The sequence below is a fragment of the Pseudomonas sp. PDM32 genome (genome assembly GCF_019219225.1).
Lineage (GTDB): Bacteria > Pseudomonadota > Gammaproteobacteria > Pseudomonadales > Pseudomonadaceae > Aquipseudomonas > Aquipseudomonas laurylsulfatiphila.
On sequence record NZ_JAHUWE010000007.1, the window covers coordinates 365,382 to 382,360 of the forward strand.

Consider the following 16,979-nt stretch of genomic DNA (forward strand, 5'->3'; position numbering starts at 1 on the left):
GCCAAGACAAAGCATGCCTTGGGGATTAGAATGTCGCGCATTCTCTTTTGGTGACAGCGATATGACTGATCAGCGCAAAGGCAGCGATGCCGAACCCACCACTCACTTCGGCTTCAAAAACGTTCCGGAAAGCCAGAAAGCGGAAAAAGTCGCTGAGGTTTTCCACTCGGTAGCCGCCAAGTACGACCTGATGAACGACCTTCTGTCGGGCGGCATGCACCGTCTGTGGAAGCGTTTCGCGATCGAATTGTCGGGCGTTCGTGCCGGTAATCGCGTGCTCGACATCGCCGGTGGCACCGGCGACCTGACCAGGAAGTTCTCGCACCTGGTAGGCCCGACCGGTCAGGTCGTACTGGCCGACATCAACGAGTCCATGCTCAAGGTCGGCCGTGACCGCCTGCTGGACCTGGGTGTGGCCGGCAACGTCGAATTCGTCCAGGCCGATGCGGAAAAACTGCCGTTCCCGGACAACCATTTCGACTGCGTGACCATCGCCTTCGGCCTGCGCAACGTGACCCACAAGGAAGACGCCCTGCGCTCGATGCTGCGCGTGCTCAAGCCGGGTGGCCGTTTGCTGGTGCTGGAATTCTCCAAGCCGACCAACGCGCTGATGTCCAAGGCCTACGACGCTTACTCGTTCGCCTTCATGCCGTTGATGGGCAAGCTGATCACCAACGACTCGGAAAGCTATCGCTACCTGGCCGAATCGATCCGCATGCACCCGAACCAGGAAACCCTGAAGTCGATGATGGTCGAGGCCGGTTTCGACCGCGTGACCTATCACAACATGACCGCAGGCATCGTGGCCCTGCACCGCGGCATCAAGCCCTGATGCTGCTCGCCGGCCTGCTCGCCAGCGTTGAACTCGGCCTGAACCGGGTGCTGCGCCTCGACAGCACGGCGCTGCCGCGGCTGGCGCATCTGACCGGCAAAGTGATTGCCGTCGATTGCCGCAGCCCGGCGCTGCACCTGTTCATCCTGCCCAGCGACGAAGGCCTGATGCTCGCCTCCCAGTGGGAAACCGGCGCCGACTGCACCTTGCGTGCACCGGCTTCAAGCCTGTTGAAACTGGCCATGAGCAAGGACAAGACCTCGATCCTGCACAGCCCTGAAGTCGAACTCGACGGCGACAGCGGCGTACTGCTGGAGCTGGCGGCGATCCTCCAGGACCTGGAGCTGGACTGGGAGTACGAGCTCTCGCGCTGGCTCGGCCCGGTCGCCACACAACTGGTCGGCGGCCACCTGCGCAGTCGCGCCCGCTGGTACCAGCAAGGCTTTGCCAGCCTGGGCCAGAACCTGGGCGAATACCTGGCCGAAGAATCGCGCACCCTTGTCGGTCAGCGCGAAGCCGAAGCCCGATTCAGTGAACTGGACCAGATCAAGCTCGATCTGGAACGTCTCGAGGCGCGTTTCGAGCGCCTTTCCCGATCCCTCGACCCAAGCGATAACGCATGAAGCTGCTTGCCGTCCGCCGTTTGTTGCGCATCCAGCGCGTCGTGATCCGCTACCGCCTCGATGACCTGCTGTTCGCCCTGCCGTTGCCCTGGTTTCTGCGGGCGCTGCGCTACGCCTTGCCGTGGCGCTGGTTCCCGCGCAAGACCCTGGATCTGAGCCGTGGCGCGCGCCTGCGCCTGGCATTGCAGGACCTGGGGCCGATTTTCATCAAGTTCGGGCAGATCCTGTCCACACGCCGCGACCTGTTGCCAGAAGACATCGCCGATGAGCTGATGAAACTGCAGGACCGCGTGCCGCCGTTCGACTCGCAAGTGTCGGTCAAGCTGATCGAAGAACAGCTGGGCAAGAAAATCAGCGACGTGTTCAGCCGTTTCGATGTCGAGCCGCTGGCCTCCGCTTCGGTGGCGCAGGTGCATGCCGCGCAACTGAAAACCGGCGAAGAAGTGGTGGTCAAGGTGATCCGCCCCGGTCTCAAACCGGTGATCGCCCAGGACCTGGCGTGGCTGTTCATCCTCGCCCGCGCCGCCGAAAAACTCTCCGCCGATGCGCGCCTGCTGCACCCGGTGGACGTGGTCAGCGATTACGAAAAAACCATCTACGACGAACTCGACCTGCTGCGCGAGGCGGCCAATGCCAGCCAGTTGAAGCGCAACTTCGATGGCTCGCCGCTGCTGTACGTGCCGCAAGTCTATTGGGACTGGTGCCGGCCGAAAGTACTGGTGATGGAGCGCATCTACGGCATTCAGGTCACCGATCTGGCGACCCTGGCCGACCAGCGCACCGACATGAAAATGCTCGCCGAGCGTGGCGTGGAGATTTTCTTCACCCAGGTGTTCCGCGACAGCTTCTTCCACGCCGACATGCACCCCGGCAACATCTTCGTCAGCACCGTGAATCCGTGGAGCCCGCAGTACATTGCGATCGACTGCGGCATCGTCGGCAGCCTGACCCCGGAAGACCAGGATTACCTGGCGCGCAACCTGTTCGCCTTCTTCAAGCGCGATTACCGTCGCGTGGCGCAGTTGCACATCGATTCGGGCTGGGTGCCGGCGGAAACCAAGCTCAACGAATTCGAAGCGGCGATCCGTACCGTGTGCGAGCCGATCTTCGAAAAACCGTTAAAAGATATTTCCTTCGGTCAGGTGCTGATGCGCCTGTTCCAGACCGCTCGGCGCTTCAACATGGAGGTTCAACCGCAGTTGGTTCTGCTGCAAAAAACCTTGTTGAACATCGAAGGCCTGGGCCGTCAGCTGTACCCGGACCTCGACCTGTGGAACACCGCGCAGCCGTTCCTCGAACGCTGGATGCGCGAGCGGGTCAGCCCCAAAGCCTTGCTCGGCAACGTGCACAGTCAGTTCGAGCAGATCCCGCACCTGGCGAACATGGCCCGCGACCTGCTCGAACGCATGTCTCAGCCCCACGCCTACGATCCGCCGCCCGCGTGGCATCGACGCCGGGACGACTGGTTCCTGCGCCTGCTCGGTACGGCCCATCTGGCCGGTGGCGCCATCCTTGCCGCTGGCGGGCCATTGAATGAGTTGGACTATTGGCCAGCCGGCATCATGATGGCGGTCGGTTTGTATCTGGTCGTGCGCCGATAGCCAGTTGTGCTGCGCACTGGCACACTGTTTCAACGCCTGAGCTCGACTATTGAAGTGTCGAGCCCGCTGTCGGAGTCGAAGATGAAAAACTGGCTGGACGAGATCAAGTGGGACGCCGATGGCCTCGTGCCGGCGATTGCCCAGGATCACAAGACCGGGCGCGTCCTGATGATGGCCTGGATGAACCGCGAAGCACTGGAACTGACCGCTGCCGAGAACCGCGCCATTTACTGGTCGCGCTCCCGTGGCAAGCTGTGGCGCAAGGGCGAAGAGTCCGGCCACGTGCAAACACTGCACGAGATGCGCCTGGACTGCGACGCCGACGTCATCATCCTGATGGTCGAGCAGATCGGCGACATCGCCTGCCATACCGGCCGCCAGAGCTGCTTCTACCGCGTCTATGAGAACGGCGACTGGACAACGGTCGACCCGGTCCTGAAAGATCCGCACGCCATCTATTCCGCAGGGCACAAACATGAGTGACACTCTCACCCGCCTCGCCGAGGTACTCGAAGAGCGCAAAGGCGCCGCCGCCGACAGTTCGTATGTCGCCAGCCTGTACCACAAGGGCTTGAACAAGATTCTGGAAAAAGTCGGCGAAGAGTCGGTCGAGACCATCATTGCCGCCAAGGACGCCGCCGTCAGCGGCGACTGCAGCGATGTGATCTACGAAACCGCCGATTTGTGGTTCCACAGCATGGTCATGCTCGCCCAATTGGGGCAGCATCCACAGGCTGTACTCGATGAACTGGACCGTCGTTTCGGTCTCTCCGGACACGCCGAGAAAGCCTCGCGCCCGTCCGCCTGAATAACTATTAGAGAGGAGCAGCAGCATGGGCATTTTTGACTGGAAACACTGGATCGTCATCCTGGTTGTCGTGGTACTGGTATTCGGCACCAAGAAACTGAAAAACCTCGGTACTGACGTCGGCGAATCGATCAAGGGCTTCAAGAAAGCCATGAACGACGACGAAAAACCGGCCGACCCGAATGCGACCCCGGCCCAACCGGTTCCACCGGTCCAGCCACAGACCACTGTGAACCAGCCGCACACCATCGACGTGCAGGCACAGAAAGTCGAAGAGCCGATCCGCAAAGACGTGTGAGCACTGACTAATGTTTGGTATCAGCTTCTCTGAACTGCTGCTCGTCGGCCTCGTTGCCCTGCTGGTGCTGGGCCCCGAACGCTTGCCGGGCGCTGCGCGTACCGCGGGCCTGTGGGTCGGGCGCCTGAAGCGCAGCTTCAACGCGATCAAACAGGAAGTTGAACGTGAAATCGGTGCCGACGAGATTCGTCGGCAACTGCACAACGAACACATCCTGTCGCTTGAGCAGGAGGCGCGGAAAATCTTCACGCCGACCCAGCAGGAGCCGACGCCGGTCGAGCATGTGGGTGCGCAGACGATTCAAGCACCTGCCGCTACTGTCGACTCAACACCTGCTGCCGTTGTAGCGCCTGTCGAACCTGCGCCCGTTGTTGCAGCCGCTCCGGTTGAACCCGCTGCGCCTGTTGCGCCAGCCCCTCATGACCCAACACTGCCGCCGCGAGCCCCATGAGCGATCTCCCAGAAAACGACCAGCACATGCCGCTGGTTTCGCACCTCACCGAGTTGCGTACCCGACTGCTGCGCTGCGTAGCGGCGATTTTCATCATCTTCGCCGGCCTGTTTGCCTTTACCCAGCAGATCTACACCTTTGTCTCCACGCCGCTGCGTGCGTACCTGCCCGCCGGCGCGACGATGATTGCCACCGACGTGTCGTCGCCATTCCTGACGCCGCTGAAGCTGACGATGATGGTCTCGCTGTTCCTGGCGATTCCGGTGATCCTGCACCAGATCTGGGGTTTCATCGCCCCCGGCCTGTACAAGCATGAAAAGCGTATTGCCGTGCCCTTGCTGGTCTCCAGCATCTTTCTGTTCTACGCCGGCATGGCCTTCGCCTACTTCCTGGTGTTCCCGCTGATCTTCAAGTTCTTCGCCGCCGCCACACCGGCCGGTGTGGAAATGATGACCGACATCACCAGCTACCTCGATTTCGTCATGACGCTGTTCTTCGCCTTTGGCGTGGCATTCGAAATCCCGGTGGCCGTGGTGCTGCTGGTGTGGATCGGCGTGGTCGACGTCAAATACCTGAAGAAGATCCGCCCGTACGTGATCATCGGCTGTTTCGTGGTCGGCATGATCCTGACACCGCCGGACATCTTCTCGCAGACCTTGCTGGCCGTGCCGATGTGGCTGTTGTTTGAAATCGGCATCCTTTTCGGCAGCCTGATCAGCAAGCGAGGCGACCATCCGGAAGACCAACCGGCTGACGATCACAACGACCAGCCGCCAGCGACCCAAGCGTGAACCTGTTGCTCCTGGAAGAGGCCGACTTCATTGCGGCCGACCGAGCGATCCTGCGTGATCGCCGGCTGACCCACATGCAGGAAGTCCACCGCTGCGAAGTGGGTGACAGCATGCGCGTCGGGCGGATCGGCGGGCTGATGGGCTCGGCCGAAGTACTGCGCCTGGACGCCGACGAAGCAGAATTGCGCGTCAACCTCGACCAGCCGCCACCGGCCAAGCTGCCATTGACCCTGGTATTGGCCCTGCCACGCCCCAAGATGCTGCGCAGGGTGTTCCAGACTGTGGCGGCCATGGGTGTGCCACGTATCGTGCTGGTCAACAGCTATCGCGTCGAGAAGAGCTTCTGGCAGACCCCCTTCCTGGAGCCCGAGGCCATTCGCGAGCAATTGATCCTCGGCCTCGAACAGGCCCGGGACAGCGTGCTGCCGGAAGTCGTCATCGAGAAGCGTTTCAAGCCGTTCGTCGAGGACCGTTTGCCGGCGATCACCGACGGCACCCTCGGCCTGGTGGGGCATCCCGGCAATTACCCGCCCTGCCCTCGCGCACTCAGCGAACCGGTGACCCTGGCCATCGGCCCCGAGGGTGGCTGGATTCCCTACGAGATCGACCTGCTGGGCAAATCCGGCCTGCAACCGGTGCAACTGGGCGAGCGCATCCTGCGCGTCGAAACCGCCGTGACCGCTCTGCTGGCCCGCCTTTTCTAAATCCCTACGCGATCACTGTGGCGAGGGGGCTTGCCCCCGTTTGGTCGCGCAGCGGCCACTGCTGTTACTCCAGCCAAACCGCATGCACCTTTTTTACGGCTGCTGCGCACCCGAGCGGGGGCAAGCCCCCTCGCCACAGATCACCACACATCTGAAAAATCCTGTGCACCTATAGATCCACACAGCTCTGCCGATACAACCCCCATAAAACCAAATTGTGGTCCGGGGAGATTCAGCATGTACCAATGGCTAGCCGAGAATCTGGGAAACGTCAGCGTCAAACGCAAACTGGGGATCGGCTTCGGTCTGGTGCTGTTACTGACCCTGCTGATTACCTTCACCGGCTGGACCGGCCTGAGCGGCGTCACCAGCCGTGGCGATAAACTGGGGTTCATCGCCAGCCTCAACGACCTGACCAAGGATCTGCGCATTGCACGCCTGGATTACGAGATGCGTCGCGGGGAACAAGGCCCCGGTGCCGTCAACGATCTGCTGGGCAAACTCGAAAGCGGCCTGCAGACCGCCCGCGGTCTGATCGAACAGCCAGCCGACACGGCCATGGTCGATCAACAACTGGCCGCTGTCGCCGAATACCGTCGTGCCTTCAACGACATGACCCAGGCGGGTGCCCAGCGTGAAGATGCCCGCAGCAAACTCGGCGCCACCGCCGACAACGCCGTGGCCCGCGTCGCCGAAGTGGAAAAATCCATGCTGCAAGGTGACAGCGTCGCAGCATTCAATAGCGTGATCGACCTGAGCAAACTGATCCAGCAGGCGCGCTTCCAGGTTCGCGGCTATACCTACAGCGGCAAGAGCGAAGCCGAACAGCCAGCCCTCGACGCGATCGACAACGCCCTGAAGAACCTCGAGAGCCTGCCGGCCAAACTGCCTGATGAACACATCGCCAACCTGCAACAGGCGACTGACTCACTGAAGGCCTATCGTGCCGCCGTCAGCCAGTTCCGCGACTCCCAAGTGGCCAGCGCCAAGGCCCTGGTACGCATGTCCGCCCAAGGCGACATCCTGTTGGACATGAGCCAGAAACTCACCGTCTCGCAAACCGTCGTGCGCGACAGCGACGCCGCCCACGCCAAGAACATGCTGACCCTCGCCACCGTTCTGGCCATCGCCTTCGGCCTGCTGGCCGCGTGGGCGATCACCCGGCAGATCATCATTCCGTTGAACCAGACCCTGGCCGTGGCTGAGCGCGTTGCCAGCGGCGACCTGACCCACAACCTGACGTCGCAGCGTCGCGACGAACTCGGCCAGTTGCAACGCGCCATGCAGAGCATGACCCAAGGCCTGCGCGAACTGATCGGCGGCATCAGCGATGGCGTCACACAGATCGCCAGCGCCGCTGAAGAGCTGTCCGCGGTCACCGAGCAGACCAGCGCCGGGGTCAACAGCCAGAAAGTCGAGACCGATCAGGTCGCCACCGCCATGAATGAAATGGCCGCCACCGTGCAGGAAGTGGCGCGCAACGCCGAAGAGGCATCCGAAGCGGCCGTCGCCGCCGACCAGCAGGCCCGTGAGGGCGACAAAGTGGTGGCTGAAGCCATTGCCCAGATCGAGCGCCTGGCCGCGGAAGTCGGCCACTCCACCGAGGCCATGGGCGAGCTCAAGCGCGAAAGCGACAAGATCGGCAGCGTGCTCGACGTGATCAAGTCCGTGGCCCAGCAAACCAACCTGCTGGCGCTCAACGCCGCGATTGAAGCTGCCCGAGCCGGTGAAGCCGGTCGTGGGTTTGCCGTGGTCGCAGACGAAGTTCGCAGCCTGGCCCAGCGCACCCAGAAATCCACCGAAGAGATCGAAGAGCTGATCGTCGGCCTGCAAAGCGGCACGCAGCAAGTGGCGACCATCATGGACAACAGCCGCACCCTGACCGACAGCAGTGTCGAACTGACCCGTCGCGCCGGTGGCTCACTGGAAAGCATCACCCGCACCGTCTCGGCGATTCAGGCGATGAACCAGCAGATCGCCGCTGCCGCCGAACAGCAAAGTGCCGTGGCCGAAGAGATCAACCGCAGCGTGCTGAACGTGCGGGATGTGTCGGATCAGACCTCGGCAGCCAGTGAAGAGACCGCAGCCTCCAGCGTTGAGCTGGCACGACTGGGGACGCATTTGCAGATGCTGGTGGGCAAGTTCAGGGTTTGAGGTGATCTGCATACCTCGGTTCACTCAGGACCGAGGTGATGCCTTCGCGGGCAAGCCCGCTCCCACAGGTATTTTCGGTGTTCACACAATGTGTGCCTCACCTTGAACCCTGTGGGAGCGGGCTTGCCCGCGAAAGCGATCGACCAGACACTGCTGTTACAAAGTCGGGTGCAAGCTCAAGAACCAACTTCAAGCCATAAAAAAACCCGCTTTCGCGGGTTTTTTTATCATGCCAACTGAGGCTGCTCGCTCATCGGCTTGAGCGGCAGCAACGGTGCATGGGGGTCGGCCTGGACCGACTTGCGCCATGCGCCCAGCCACTCGGCATGCCCTTCGCTCCAGACCTGCTCGTGCAAGCGGGCCAAGGCTACCGGGTCGCTCAACAACTGCACTCGCTCGTTGTTGGTCAAGCCTTCAGGACCCACCTTCATCGCGTGCCGCACCCGCTCGATCCGCAACCACTCGATCGGCTCGGCCTGATTGTGCCGCGAGGTCGCCAGCGAGCACGCCAGGGCGTTCTGCTGTGGATCGACCACCGAACGGACGAAGCCGTCGTTCAGCGCGTGCCAGCGGTTCTCATGGGTGTACTGGTCGGTGGCCAGCAAGGCCTGCGGCGGATTGTATTCCTCAGGGATAAGGAACAGGCTCTCGTCACGGGACTTCAGGCCCAGGCCGACGCGGCTGGAGATCACCGACACCGGGATCGACAGCATCAACGAACCGACGATCGGCACCAGCCACCACAGGAAGCTCGGGTTCAGCCAGATCACCAGCATGGCCCAGAAGAAGCCCAGCAGGGTTTGCGGACCATGGCGCTTGATCGCTTCGCTCCACGGGGTGGAGTCGTCGTCACGCTGCGGCGAGTTCCAGGTCGCGGCCCAGCCGAGGAACGCGGCGAGGACGAAACGGGTGTGGAAAATCATCCGCACCGGTGCCAGCAGCATGGAGAACAGCATCTCCAGCAGCATCGACAGGGTCACCTTGAACTTGCCACCGAACTCTTTCGCGCCCTTGGCCCAGATCAGGATGATGCTCAGCAACTTCGGCAGGAACAGCAGCACGATGGTGGTCGAGAACAGCGCAATCGCCTTGTCCGGGTGCCATTGTGGCCACAGCGGATAGAGTTGGCGCGGCTCAAGGAAGTACTGCGGCTCCATCAGCGTGTTGACCGCCAGCAGCGCGGTCGACAGCACCAGGAAGAAGAACCACAACGGCGCCGACAGGTAGGACATCACGCCGGTCAGGAACACCGCGCGGTGCACCGGGTGCATGCCTTTTACCAAGAACAGGCGGAAGTTCATCAGGTTGCCGTGACACCAGCGACGGTCACGCTTGAGTTCGTCCAGCAGGTTCGGCGGCAGTTCTTCATAGCTGCCCGGCAAGTCGTAGGCAATCCACACACCCCAACCGGCACGGCGCATCAGCGCGGCTTCAACGAAGTCGTGGGACAGGATCGAGCCGGAGAACGCACCTTTACCGGGCAACGGCGCCAGGGCGCAGTGATCGATGAACGGCTTCATGCGGATGATCGCGTTGTGACCCCAGTAGTGCGACTCGCCCAGTTGCCAGAAGTGCAGGCCGGCGGTAAACAGCGGGCCATACACGCGAGTGGCGAACTGCTGCATGCGCGCATACAGGGTGTCCATGCCCGACGCCCGTGGCGCGGTCTGGATGATCCCGGCATCCGGCGTGGCTTCCATCAGGCGCACCAGACTGGTCAGGCACTCACCGCTCATCACCGAGTCGGCGTCGAGTACGACCATGTACTTGTAGTCACCGCCCCAACGACGGCAGAAATCGTCGAGGTTGCCGCTCTTGCGTTTTACACGACGACGGCGGCGGCGATAGAAGATCTTGCCGAAGCCACCGGCTTCGCGGCAGACGTCCAGCCAGGCCTGTTGCTCGGCCACACAGATATCGGCGTCGTTACTGTCGCTGAGGACGAAGAAATCGAAACGGTCCAGGTCACCCGTGGCCGCAACCGACTCGAAGGTCGCCCGCAGGCCGGCAAACACCCGAGGCACGTCTTCGTTGCAGATCGGCATCACCAGTGCGGTGCGCGCATCCTTTGGAATCGGCTCGTTACCGGCACTTTTACCGGAGATACGGTATTTATCGTGGCCGGTCAGCAATTCGAGGAAGCCCATCAGCGCGGTCCAGAAACCGGCCGATACCCAGCAGAACAGAATCCCGAACAGGATCAGGATGCTGGTCTGCAAGGCGTACGGCAGCACTTGCGTGGCGGTTTGCAGCAGCGGTTGGTGCAGCACTTCGTTGAGGTCGACGAACGACCAGCCCTGGTACGGCATGATGCCTTTCATGTACCAGCCGGCGACGATGGTCTGGCCGAGCATCAGCAGCAACAGAATGTAGCGACGGATCGAACCGACGGTCCGCCAGCGCGCAGCCGGCAGCACACGCTCGTCCTTCGGCGGCTTCGGCGGGTTGGTACGACCGGTCATTCGCCGCCAGCCACGCACCAGAATGTTGGTGCGCCACGGCTCCGGCACGACCTTGGTCCGCCGGATCGGCGGGGTCGCCTTGAGGCAGACCCGGCCGTTGGCGTCGAGCACCAGCATTTCCGCGTCCTGCAGCTCTTCGGCAGTACTCAGGGTCAGGCGTTTGCCGACCGAAGCCTGGGCGGCTTCGGTCGGGGCGTCGAACGTCGAAGACGACAGGCGTTCGTGCAATTCGCTGAAAGACTGGCAGCCCGCGAGTTCCGCGCGCTGCTCGTCGGTCATCGGCAGATGCGCCAGATACTCGGAAAGAGTTTCTGGCCGTACTTGAGAGTTACTCATCGGCAGGCAACTGATAGCTCCAGGTCTCGGTCAGGACTTCTTCAGTCGGCGCCGATTCCGGTGTGGCTGGGGCCGCGTCGGCAGCAACAGGCTGCTTGGCGTCTTTATTGGCCTTGTCCTTGGCATCTGCAACAGGCTTAGCTTCAGCCTGCTTGGCCTCCGCTTGCTTGGCTTCCTTGTCCGCTTTCTCTTGTTGCTTGGCGGCAACCTTGTCGGCCTTGGCAACCGACGAGTTGGACGACGGGATCGACGTCTTGGCCAGGTCCGCCGGCACGATGTTCTGCACCAGCGCGGCACGCATCTCGGTAGCCTTGCCCGGATCCTTGATTTTCATCCGCAGGGTCAGGCGCCAGCCCTTGGTTTCAGGGTTGTAGCGAACGCTGTTTTCCACCAGTTCGGCGTTGTCGCCGACGCTGACCTGGCTGCGAACCTCGGCATCGGCCGGCAACGCTGCCAGGGACGGGCCTTCGAAGTCCACCAGGTAGGCAACGCTGCCGTCCGGCTGACGAATCAGGTTGGACTGCTTGACGTCACCGGTCGAACGCAGGGTCTGCTTGACCCAGGCGCTGTCCGGCGCGTGAATCGCCGCTTCGTCCATGGTCCAATGCATACGATAAGCGACATCGAGCGGCTGGCCAGGTTCCGGCAATTTTTCCGGGTTCCAGAAGGCGACGATGTTGTCGTTGGTTTCGTCGGCGGTCGGAATCTCGACCAGGTCGACGGTGCCCTTGCCCCAGTCACCCTTCGGCTCGATCCAGGCGCTTGGGCGCTTGTCGTAGCGGTCGTCGAGGTCTTCGTAGTGGCTGAAGTCGCGGCCACGTTGCAGCAGACCGAACCCGCGCGGGTTTTCCACGCTGAAGTTGCTCACCGCCAGGTGTTTGGGATTGTTCAGCGGACGCCAGATCCACTCGCCGTTACCGGCATGGATCGCCAGGCCGCTGGAGTCGTGCAGTTCGCGGCGGTAGTTCAGTACTTTCGACGGCTGGTTGGCGCCGAACAGGAACATGCTGGTCAACGGGGCGATGCCCAGCTTGCCGACCTTGTCACGCAGGAACATCTGCGCCTTGACGTCGACGATGGTGTCGCTGCCCGGACGCAGGGTCAGGCGATAGGCGCCGGTGGCACGCGGAGAGTCCAGCAGGGCGAAGATCACCAGGTGCTTGTCGCCCGGCTTGGGCTGTTGAATCCAGAACTCGCGAAAACGCGGGAATTCTTCGCCGGACGGCAAGGCGGTATCGATGGCCATGCCGCGAGCGGACAAGCCATAGACGTGACCCTTGCCGACGACGCGGAAGTAGCTCGCGCCGAGCATGGTCATGATTTCGTCTTGCTTGTCGGCCTTGTTGATCGGGTACAGCACACGGAAACCGGCATAACCCAGCTGTTCGGTGGCCTTCGGATCGAACTGCATGTCGCCGAAGTCGAAACGACTCGGGTCGTATTTGATCTCTTCGACGGTGTTCGCGGTGATTTCGTTGATTTTCACCGGCGTATCGAAATGCATGCCCTGGTGATAGAAGGACAGCTTGAACGGCGTCTTCTGATCCGCCCATTCGGCTTTTTCCGTCAGAAAACGAATTTTCTGATAGTCCGCGAACTTCATGTCGCGGAACTCGTTCGGCAGGTTACTGCGCGGCGCTTCGTATTTCTGCGCGGCCAGCTCTTTTGCCTTGGCCGACACATCATCCAGATTGAATGCCCAAAGCTGGCCGGCGCTGAGCAGGCAGAGCAGTGCAGAGCCCGCTACCAGGGCGCTGCGTAACCGTTTGGCAGACAATTTTGGTGCGTTACAGGGACTAACAATCACGAGCAACCCTCGCCGAAAACAGATCAAAAAACCAACGGCCAGTTAAAGGGTCTGCACGGTGTACGGTATGAAAAAACCGCCCTTGCAAACCACTCTTGCCAAGTTGGCGAGCATTGTTCCGACTCCGCTGGGGCGAAATGATTCCCCAATCGGATCCAGACAAGTCTCTACCTAAGTCAAAATGGACCAACGAACGCTGATCCCCGTAGCGCGCGATTATCTAGTAGGCCGCGTTACAACGCATCAGGGGTAACAAAGTATTTATCGCGATAAAGTCCTGTTTTCAGTCGAAATGAGCTTAAAAACTTGTTTCAAGCGCTTTCAGGTCTGTAACAGGAAGGTGACCGGGCCATCATTGACCAGGTGCACCTGCATATCCGCGCCGAATCTACCTGATGCCACAGTGCCATGCACCTGTTTCGCTTTGCTTAATAGATAGTCGAACAATTCCTCTCCCAACGCCGGAGGGGCCGCAGTCGAGAAACCCGGACGCAGCCCGCTTCTGGTATCGGCAGCCAGGGTGAACTGAGAGACCAGCAGCAGCCCGCCGCCCACATCCGCCAGGGACAGATTCATTTTGCCCTCAGCGTCACTGAACACCCGATAGTTAAGCAGCTTATTAAGAAGTTTGTCGGCGCTGGCCCGCGTATCGTCTGGCTCAACGGCCACCAGGACCAGCAGTCCCTGATCAACGGCGCCCACGACTTCGCCGGCAACCTCGACTCGTGCGCCACGCACCCGTTGCAGCAGGCCCTTCATGCCTCGTCAGGCGCCAGGTCGAGCAGACGCCGGGCCATCTGATCGGCGGCACGGACCAGCGCGTCGGTGATGCCCGGTTCGGAAGCGGCATGACCGGCATCGCGGATGACCTGCAGTTCGCTGTTCGGCCAGGCTTGATGCAATTCCCAGGCGTTATCCAGCGGGCAGATCACGTCATAGCGGCCATGGATGATCACGCCGGGCAAATGGGCGATCTTGCCCATGTCGCGGATCAACTGGTTCGGTTCCAGGAAGGCGTGGTTGCTGAAGTAGTGGCATTCGATGCGGGCAATCGACAATGCACGCTGTGGCTCGGAGAAGCGATCGACCACCAGCGGGTTCGGACGCAGGGTCGCAGTACGGCCCTCCCAGGTGGACCAGGCCTTGGCCGCGTGCATCTGGGCAATCTGGTCGTTGCCGACCAGACGCTTGTGGAACGCGGTGAGCAAATCGCCGCGCTCGTCCAGCGGGATCGGCGCGATGTAGTCCTGCCAGTAATCGGGGAACAAACGGCTCGCGCCAGCCTGGTAGAACCATTCGATTTCCTGCGGGCGGCACAGAAAAATCCCGCGCAGGATCAGACCGTGCACGCGCTCAGGATGGGTTTGCGCATAGGCCAGCGCCAGGGTCGAACCCCAGGAGCCGCCAAACAGCACCCATTTGTCGATGCCCAGGTGCTGGCGAATCCGCTCCAGGTCGGCGACCAGATCCCAGGTCGTGTTGTTTTCCAGGCTGGCGTGGGGAGTGGAGCGACCGCAACCGCGCTGGTCGAAGGTAACAATGCGGTACAGATTGGGATCGAAGAAGCAACGACTCTGGGCATCACATCCGGCACCAGGGCCGCCGTGGATGAACACCACCGGCAAACCTTCCGGTGAACCGCTTTCGTCGACATACAGCGTGTGGGTCTCGTCGACGGCCAGATCGTGCCGGGCGTAGGGTTTGATCTGCGGGTACAAAGTCTGCATTGCGCACTCCGTAAGGGGTCGAGGTCATCCCTGGGGGGACTTCTATTATTCTGCCGTCCGGCATCATAAACCCGAATTACGTCAATGAGCATGCCCGTGCGGAGTCAGATTCTTGCCGCCAGGTATCCGAACAGGGCCTGGTACAGCTCATCGACCTCGGCTACCTGCCCCCGGGCCCGCAAACAACCATGAACCAGCCCCTCGCCGACATACAGCGTGGCAGCCCCGCCCGCAGCGTTCAGTCGCTCGGCATACCGCACGCCGTCATCACGCAACGGGTCGAACTGCGCCACGGCGATCCAGGCCGGTGGCAATCCCCTGAAATCCGTGGCGAGCAATGGCATGGCGTAGGCGCTCGGCTGGCGGGTGCCCCGCAGGTAAAGGGCGTGATAGCAATCGACATCACTGCTGCTGAGTAACGGCGCGTCGACGCACTCACTGCGCGATGGCAGCCGGTGATCGCCGCCCAGCCCCGGATAGATCAGAACCTGCGCGCACGGCAACGGCTCGCCGGCATCGCGCAGTGCCAGGCACAACGCTGCTGCGAGATTGCCGCCGGCACTGTCACCGGCCACCAGCATGCGCTCCGGATCGAGTTGAAACGGTCCGGTGCGCAGCGCCCGCCAGACCTTCAGGCAATCATCGAACGCAGCGGGAAACGGATGCTCCGGTGCCCGGCGATAATCGACGGCGATCACCAGCACACCGAGGGTCGATGCCAATTCGGCGCAGATGAAATCGTGGGAGTCCAGGTCCCCCACCACCCAGCCGCCGCCATGCAGGTAAACGATGCATGACGTACTGCTGGTCGGTGGCTGATAGGAACGGACAGCAACACCGGACAACACGAAGTCGACCACATACAACCCGGCGGGACGTGCCGGAGTGAACGCCCGGCACATCTCGCTGTAGGCCTGGCGCAATCCGGCGAGACTGCTGTCGGTGCTGTTGAAACTGACGGTTTTCTCGACGAATGCCGTCATCTCTTTGGAAAGCGGGTAAGAAGCCATGAGCCGGGTGTCAGCCTTTTCAGAGGTGCACGGGAGACCAGGTTCCTGTGGGAGCGGGCTTGCTCGCGAAGAGGCCGGCACATTCAACCTCTATGTCGACTGTCAATCCGCCTTCGCGAGCAAGCCCGCTCCCACAGGTTTTGGGGTCAGTTCTTCAGGCTGGCCTGAACCGTCGCTACGCCGTCCTTGCCATCGAAACTGCTGACCCCCGCCAACCAGCGCTGCAAGTCTTCGGGATGCTCGCGCAGCCATTTTCTGGCGACATCCTGAGCCGTCTGGCGTTCCATGATCGGCACCATCAGCTGACTTTCCTGAGCAGCGGTGAACGTCAGGTTCTCCAGCAATCGATTGACGTTCGGGCAGCGCTCGGCGTAATCCGGGGCGGTGACGGTGGATACGGTCGCCGCACCTTCGTTCGGCCCATAGACGTCTTCGCTGCCGGTCAGGTAGTCGATCTTCATGTTGATGTTCATCGGGTGCGGGGTCCAGCCGACGAATACCACGAACTCCTTGCGATTCACCGCCCGCTGCACGGCCGCCAGCATCCCGGCCTCACCGGACTCGATCAGTTTGAAGTCCTTGAGGCCGAAGTGATTGGTCTCGATCATCGTCTTGATCGTGGTGTTGGCACCGCTGCCCGGCTCGATGCCGTAGATCTTGCCGCCGAGCTGGTCTTTGAACCTGGCAATATCGGCGAAGGTTTTCAGGCCCGCCGCTGCGACGTAGTCTGGCACTGCGAGAGTCGCCTGCGCATCGGCCAGACTCGGCTTATCCATGACCTTGACCTGATTGGCTGCCACGAACGGCGCGATGTTCTTATCCATCGCCGGTTTCCAGTAACCGAGGAAGATGTCGAGGCGCTTGTCACGGATGCCGGCGAAAATAATTTGCTGCACGGCGCTGGTTTGCCTGCTTTCGTAGCCCAGACCATTGAGCAGCACATCGGCCATGCCACTGGTGGCAATCACATCGGTCCAGTTGACCACACCCATGCGCACGGTCTTGCAGGAGGCGTCGTCCGCCGCCAGGACGCTGGTGCTCAGGAGAGCGGTGCCGCAGAGGATTGAGAGACAGCGGGCGAACAGACCTTTGGGGCTTGTCATAGAGAGCATTCTCGTGCGGCAGCGGATTATTGTCGGGCCGGTGTCTTTGTGCACCGTGGCCAGAACAATACGCAGCAGACGAGCGGTAAAAGCGACCTGTGGCGACCGTGTTTTGCACGGTGGCGACAAAAAAGATCGCAGCCTTCGGTGTAGTGGTTCATTTTTTTTGAACCGCTCTGTAGGAGCATTAAGCCGCCTGTTGCTCATACAGCGCAGGCGGCAAGTTGTTCGAGGCAGAGTGGCAACGACGATGGTTGTAATGGGAGATGAAG

Annotated in this window: 16 protein-coding genes and 1 pseudogene; 11 read left to right on the forward strand and 6 right to left on the reverse strand. The window is 61.5% G+C overall.

What is annotated here, in order from left to right:
• Nucleotides 1-61 precede the first annotated feature (61 nt).
• The 11 genes and pseudogenes from ubiE (at nt 62) to KW846_RS30485 (ending at nt 8,262) form a co-directional block, all read left to right on the forward strand.
• Nucleotides 62-832, forward strand: coding sequence for a bifunctional demethylmenaquinone methyltransferase/2-methoxy-6-polyprenyl-1,4-benzoquinol methylase UbiE (ubiE, locus tag KW846_RS16050; RefSeq protein ID WP_007975568.1), 771 nt, complete (start codon nt 62-64; stop codon nt 830-832).
• Nucleotides 832-1,455: an SCP2 domain-containing protein gene (locus KW846_RS16055; RefSeq protein ID WP_007975567.1), complete on the forward strand. Its 624-nt coding sequence runs from the start codon at nt 832-834 to the stop codon at nt 1,453-1,455. Before ubiE ends, KW846_RS16055 begins: the two co-directional genes overlap by 1 nt.
• The gene (gene ubiB / locus KW846_RS16060) at nt 1,452-3,056 is read left to right on the forward strand and encodes a ubiquinone biosynthesis regulatory protein kinase UbiB (protein WP_218483356.1); all 1,605 of its coding nucleotides are present in this window, start codon (nt 1,452-1,454) and stop codon (nt 3,054-3,056) included. Before KW846_RS16055 ends, ubiB begins: the two co-directional genes overlap by 4 nt.
• Before the next feature lie 81 nt (nt 3,057-3,137).
• Nucleotides 3,138-3,539: a phosphoribosyl-AMP cyclohydrolase gene (hisI, locus tag KW846_RS16065; protein WP_007989281.1), complete on the forward strand. Its 402-nt coding sequence runs from the start codon at nt 3,138-3,140 to the stop codon at nt 3,537-3,539.
• Nucleotides 3,532-3,864, forward strand: coding sequence for a phosphoribosyl-ATP diphosphatase (locus KW846_RS16070; RefSeq protein WP_007975564.1), 333 nt, complete (start codon nt 3,532-3,534; stop codon nt 3,862-3,864). Before hisI ends, KW846_RS16070 begins: the two co-directional genes overlap by 8 nt.
• 25 nt (nt 3,865-3,889) lie before the next feature.
• The gene (locus KW846_RS16075) at nt 3,890-4,162 is read left to right on the forward strand and encodes a twin-arginine translocase TatA/TatE family subunit (protein WP_102698555.1); all 273 of its coding nucleotides are present in this window, start codon (nt 3,890-3,892) and stop codon (nt 4,160-4,162) included.
• Nucleotides 4,163-4,172: 10 nt separating this feature from the next.
• Complete coding sequence (gene tatB, locus KW846_RS16080; protein WP_218475819.1) at nt 4,173-4,613, forward strand: Sec-independent protein translocase protein TatB; 441 nt, start codon at nt 4,173-4,175, stop codon at nt 4,611-4,613.
• Nucleotides 4,610-5,404, forward strand: a complete 795-nt coding sequence (gene tatC, locus KW846_RS16085) for a twin-arginine translocase subunit TatC (RefSeq protein ID WP_057712372.1) — start codon at nt 4,610-4,612, stop codon at nt 5,402-5,404. The genes tatB and tatC overlap by 4 nt, the downstream gene beginning before the upstream one ends.
• Nucleotides 5,401-6,108, forward strand: a complete 708-nt coding sequence (locus KW846_RS16090) for a 16S rRNA (uracil(1498)-N(3))-methyltransferase (RefSeq protein WP_218483358.1) — start codon at nt 5,401-5,403, stop codon at nt 6,106-6,108. The genes tatC and KW846_RS16090 overlap by 4 nt, the downstream gene beginning before the upstream one ends.
• A 237-nt stretch (nt 6,109-6,345) precedes the next feature.
• Nucleotides 6,346-7,407 (forward strand): annotated as a pseudogene (locus tag KW846_RS30480) (methyl-accepting chemotaxis protein); the annotation flags it as partial.
• 141 nt (nt 7,408-7,548) lie between these two features.
• The gene (locus KW846_RS30485; RefSeq protein ID WP_371321757.1) at nt 7,549-8,262 is read left to right on the forward strand and encodes a methyl-accepting chemotaxis protein; all 714 of its coding nucleotides are present in this window, start codon (nt 7,549-7,551) and stop codon (nt 8,260-8,262) included.
• A 227-nt stretch (nt 8,263-8,489) separates the two neighbouring features.
• On the opposite strand, the gene mdoH is transcribed toward KW846_RS30485, so the two are convergent.
• The 6 genes from mdoH to KW846_RS16125 all read right to left on the reverse strand — a co-directional run bounded on the left by mdoH (nt 8,490) and on the right by KW846_RS16125 (nt 16,707).
• The gene (gene mdoH / locus KW846_RS16100) at nt 8,490-11,060 is read right to left on the reverse strand and encodes a glucans biosynthesis glucosyltransferase MdoH (RefSeq protein WP_104451122.1); all 2,571 of its coding nucleotides are present in this window, start codon (nt 11,058-11,060) and stop codon (nt 8,490-8,492) included.
• Nucleotides 11,053-12,867 carry a glucan biosynthesis protein G gene (locus KW846_RS16105; RefSeq protein WP_218483361.1) on the reverse strand — a complete coding sequence of 605 codons (1,815 nt, stop codon included), beginning with the start codon at nt 12,865-12,867 and terminating at the stop codon, nt 11,053-11,055. Before KW846_RS16105 ends, mdoH begins: the two co-directional genes overlap by 8 nt.
• A gap of 321 nt (nt 12,868-13,188) precedes the next feature.
• Entirely contained in the window at nt 13,189-13,626 is a 438-nt protein-coding gene (gene dtd / locus KW846_RS16110; RefSeq protein WP_015093112.1) for a D-aminoacyl-tRNA deacylase, read from the reverse strand.
• A complete protein-coding gene (gene pip / locus KW846_RS16115) occupies nt 13,623-14,594 on the reverse strand; it encodes a prolyl aminopeptidase (RefSeq protein ID WP_095964593.1) in 972 nt (323 codons plus the stop codon). The genes dtd and pip overlap by 4 nt, the downstream gene beginning before the upstream one ends.
• Before the next feature lie 104 nt (nt 14,595-14,698).
• Entirely contained in the window at nt 14,699-15,604 is a 906-nt protein-coding gene (locus KW846_RS16120; RefSeq protein WP_218483363.1) for an alpha/beta hydrolase, read from the reverse strand.
• A 146-nt stretch (nt 15,605-15,750) separates the two neighbouring features.
• On the reverse strand, nt 15,751-16,707 hold the full coding sequence (locus KW846_RS16125; RefSeq protein WP_218483365.1) for a choline ABC transporter substrate-binding protein: 957 nt from the start codon (nt 16,705-16,707) through the stop codon (nt 15,751-15,753).
• Between the last annotated feature and the right edge of the window lie 272 nt (nt 16,708-16,979).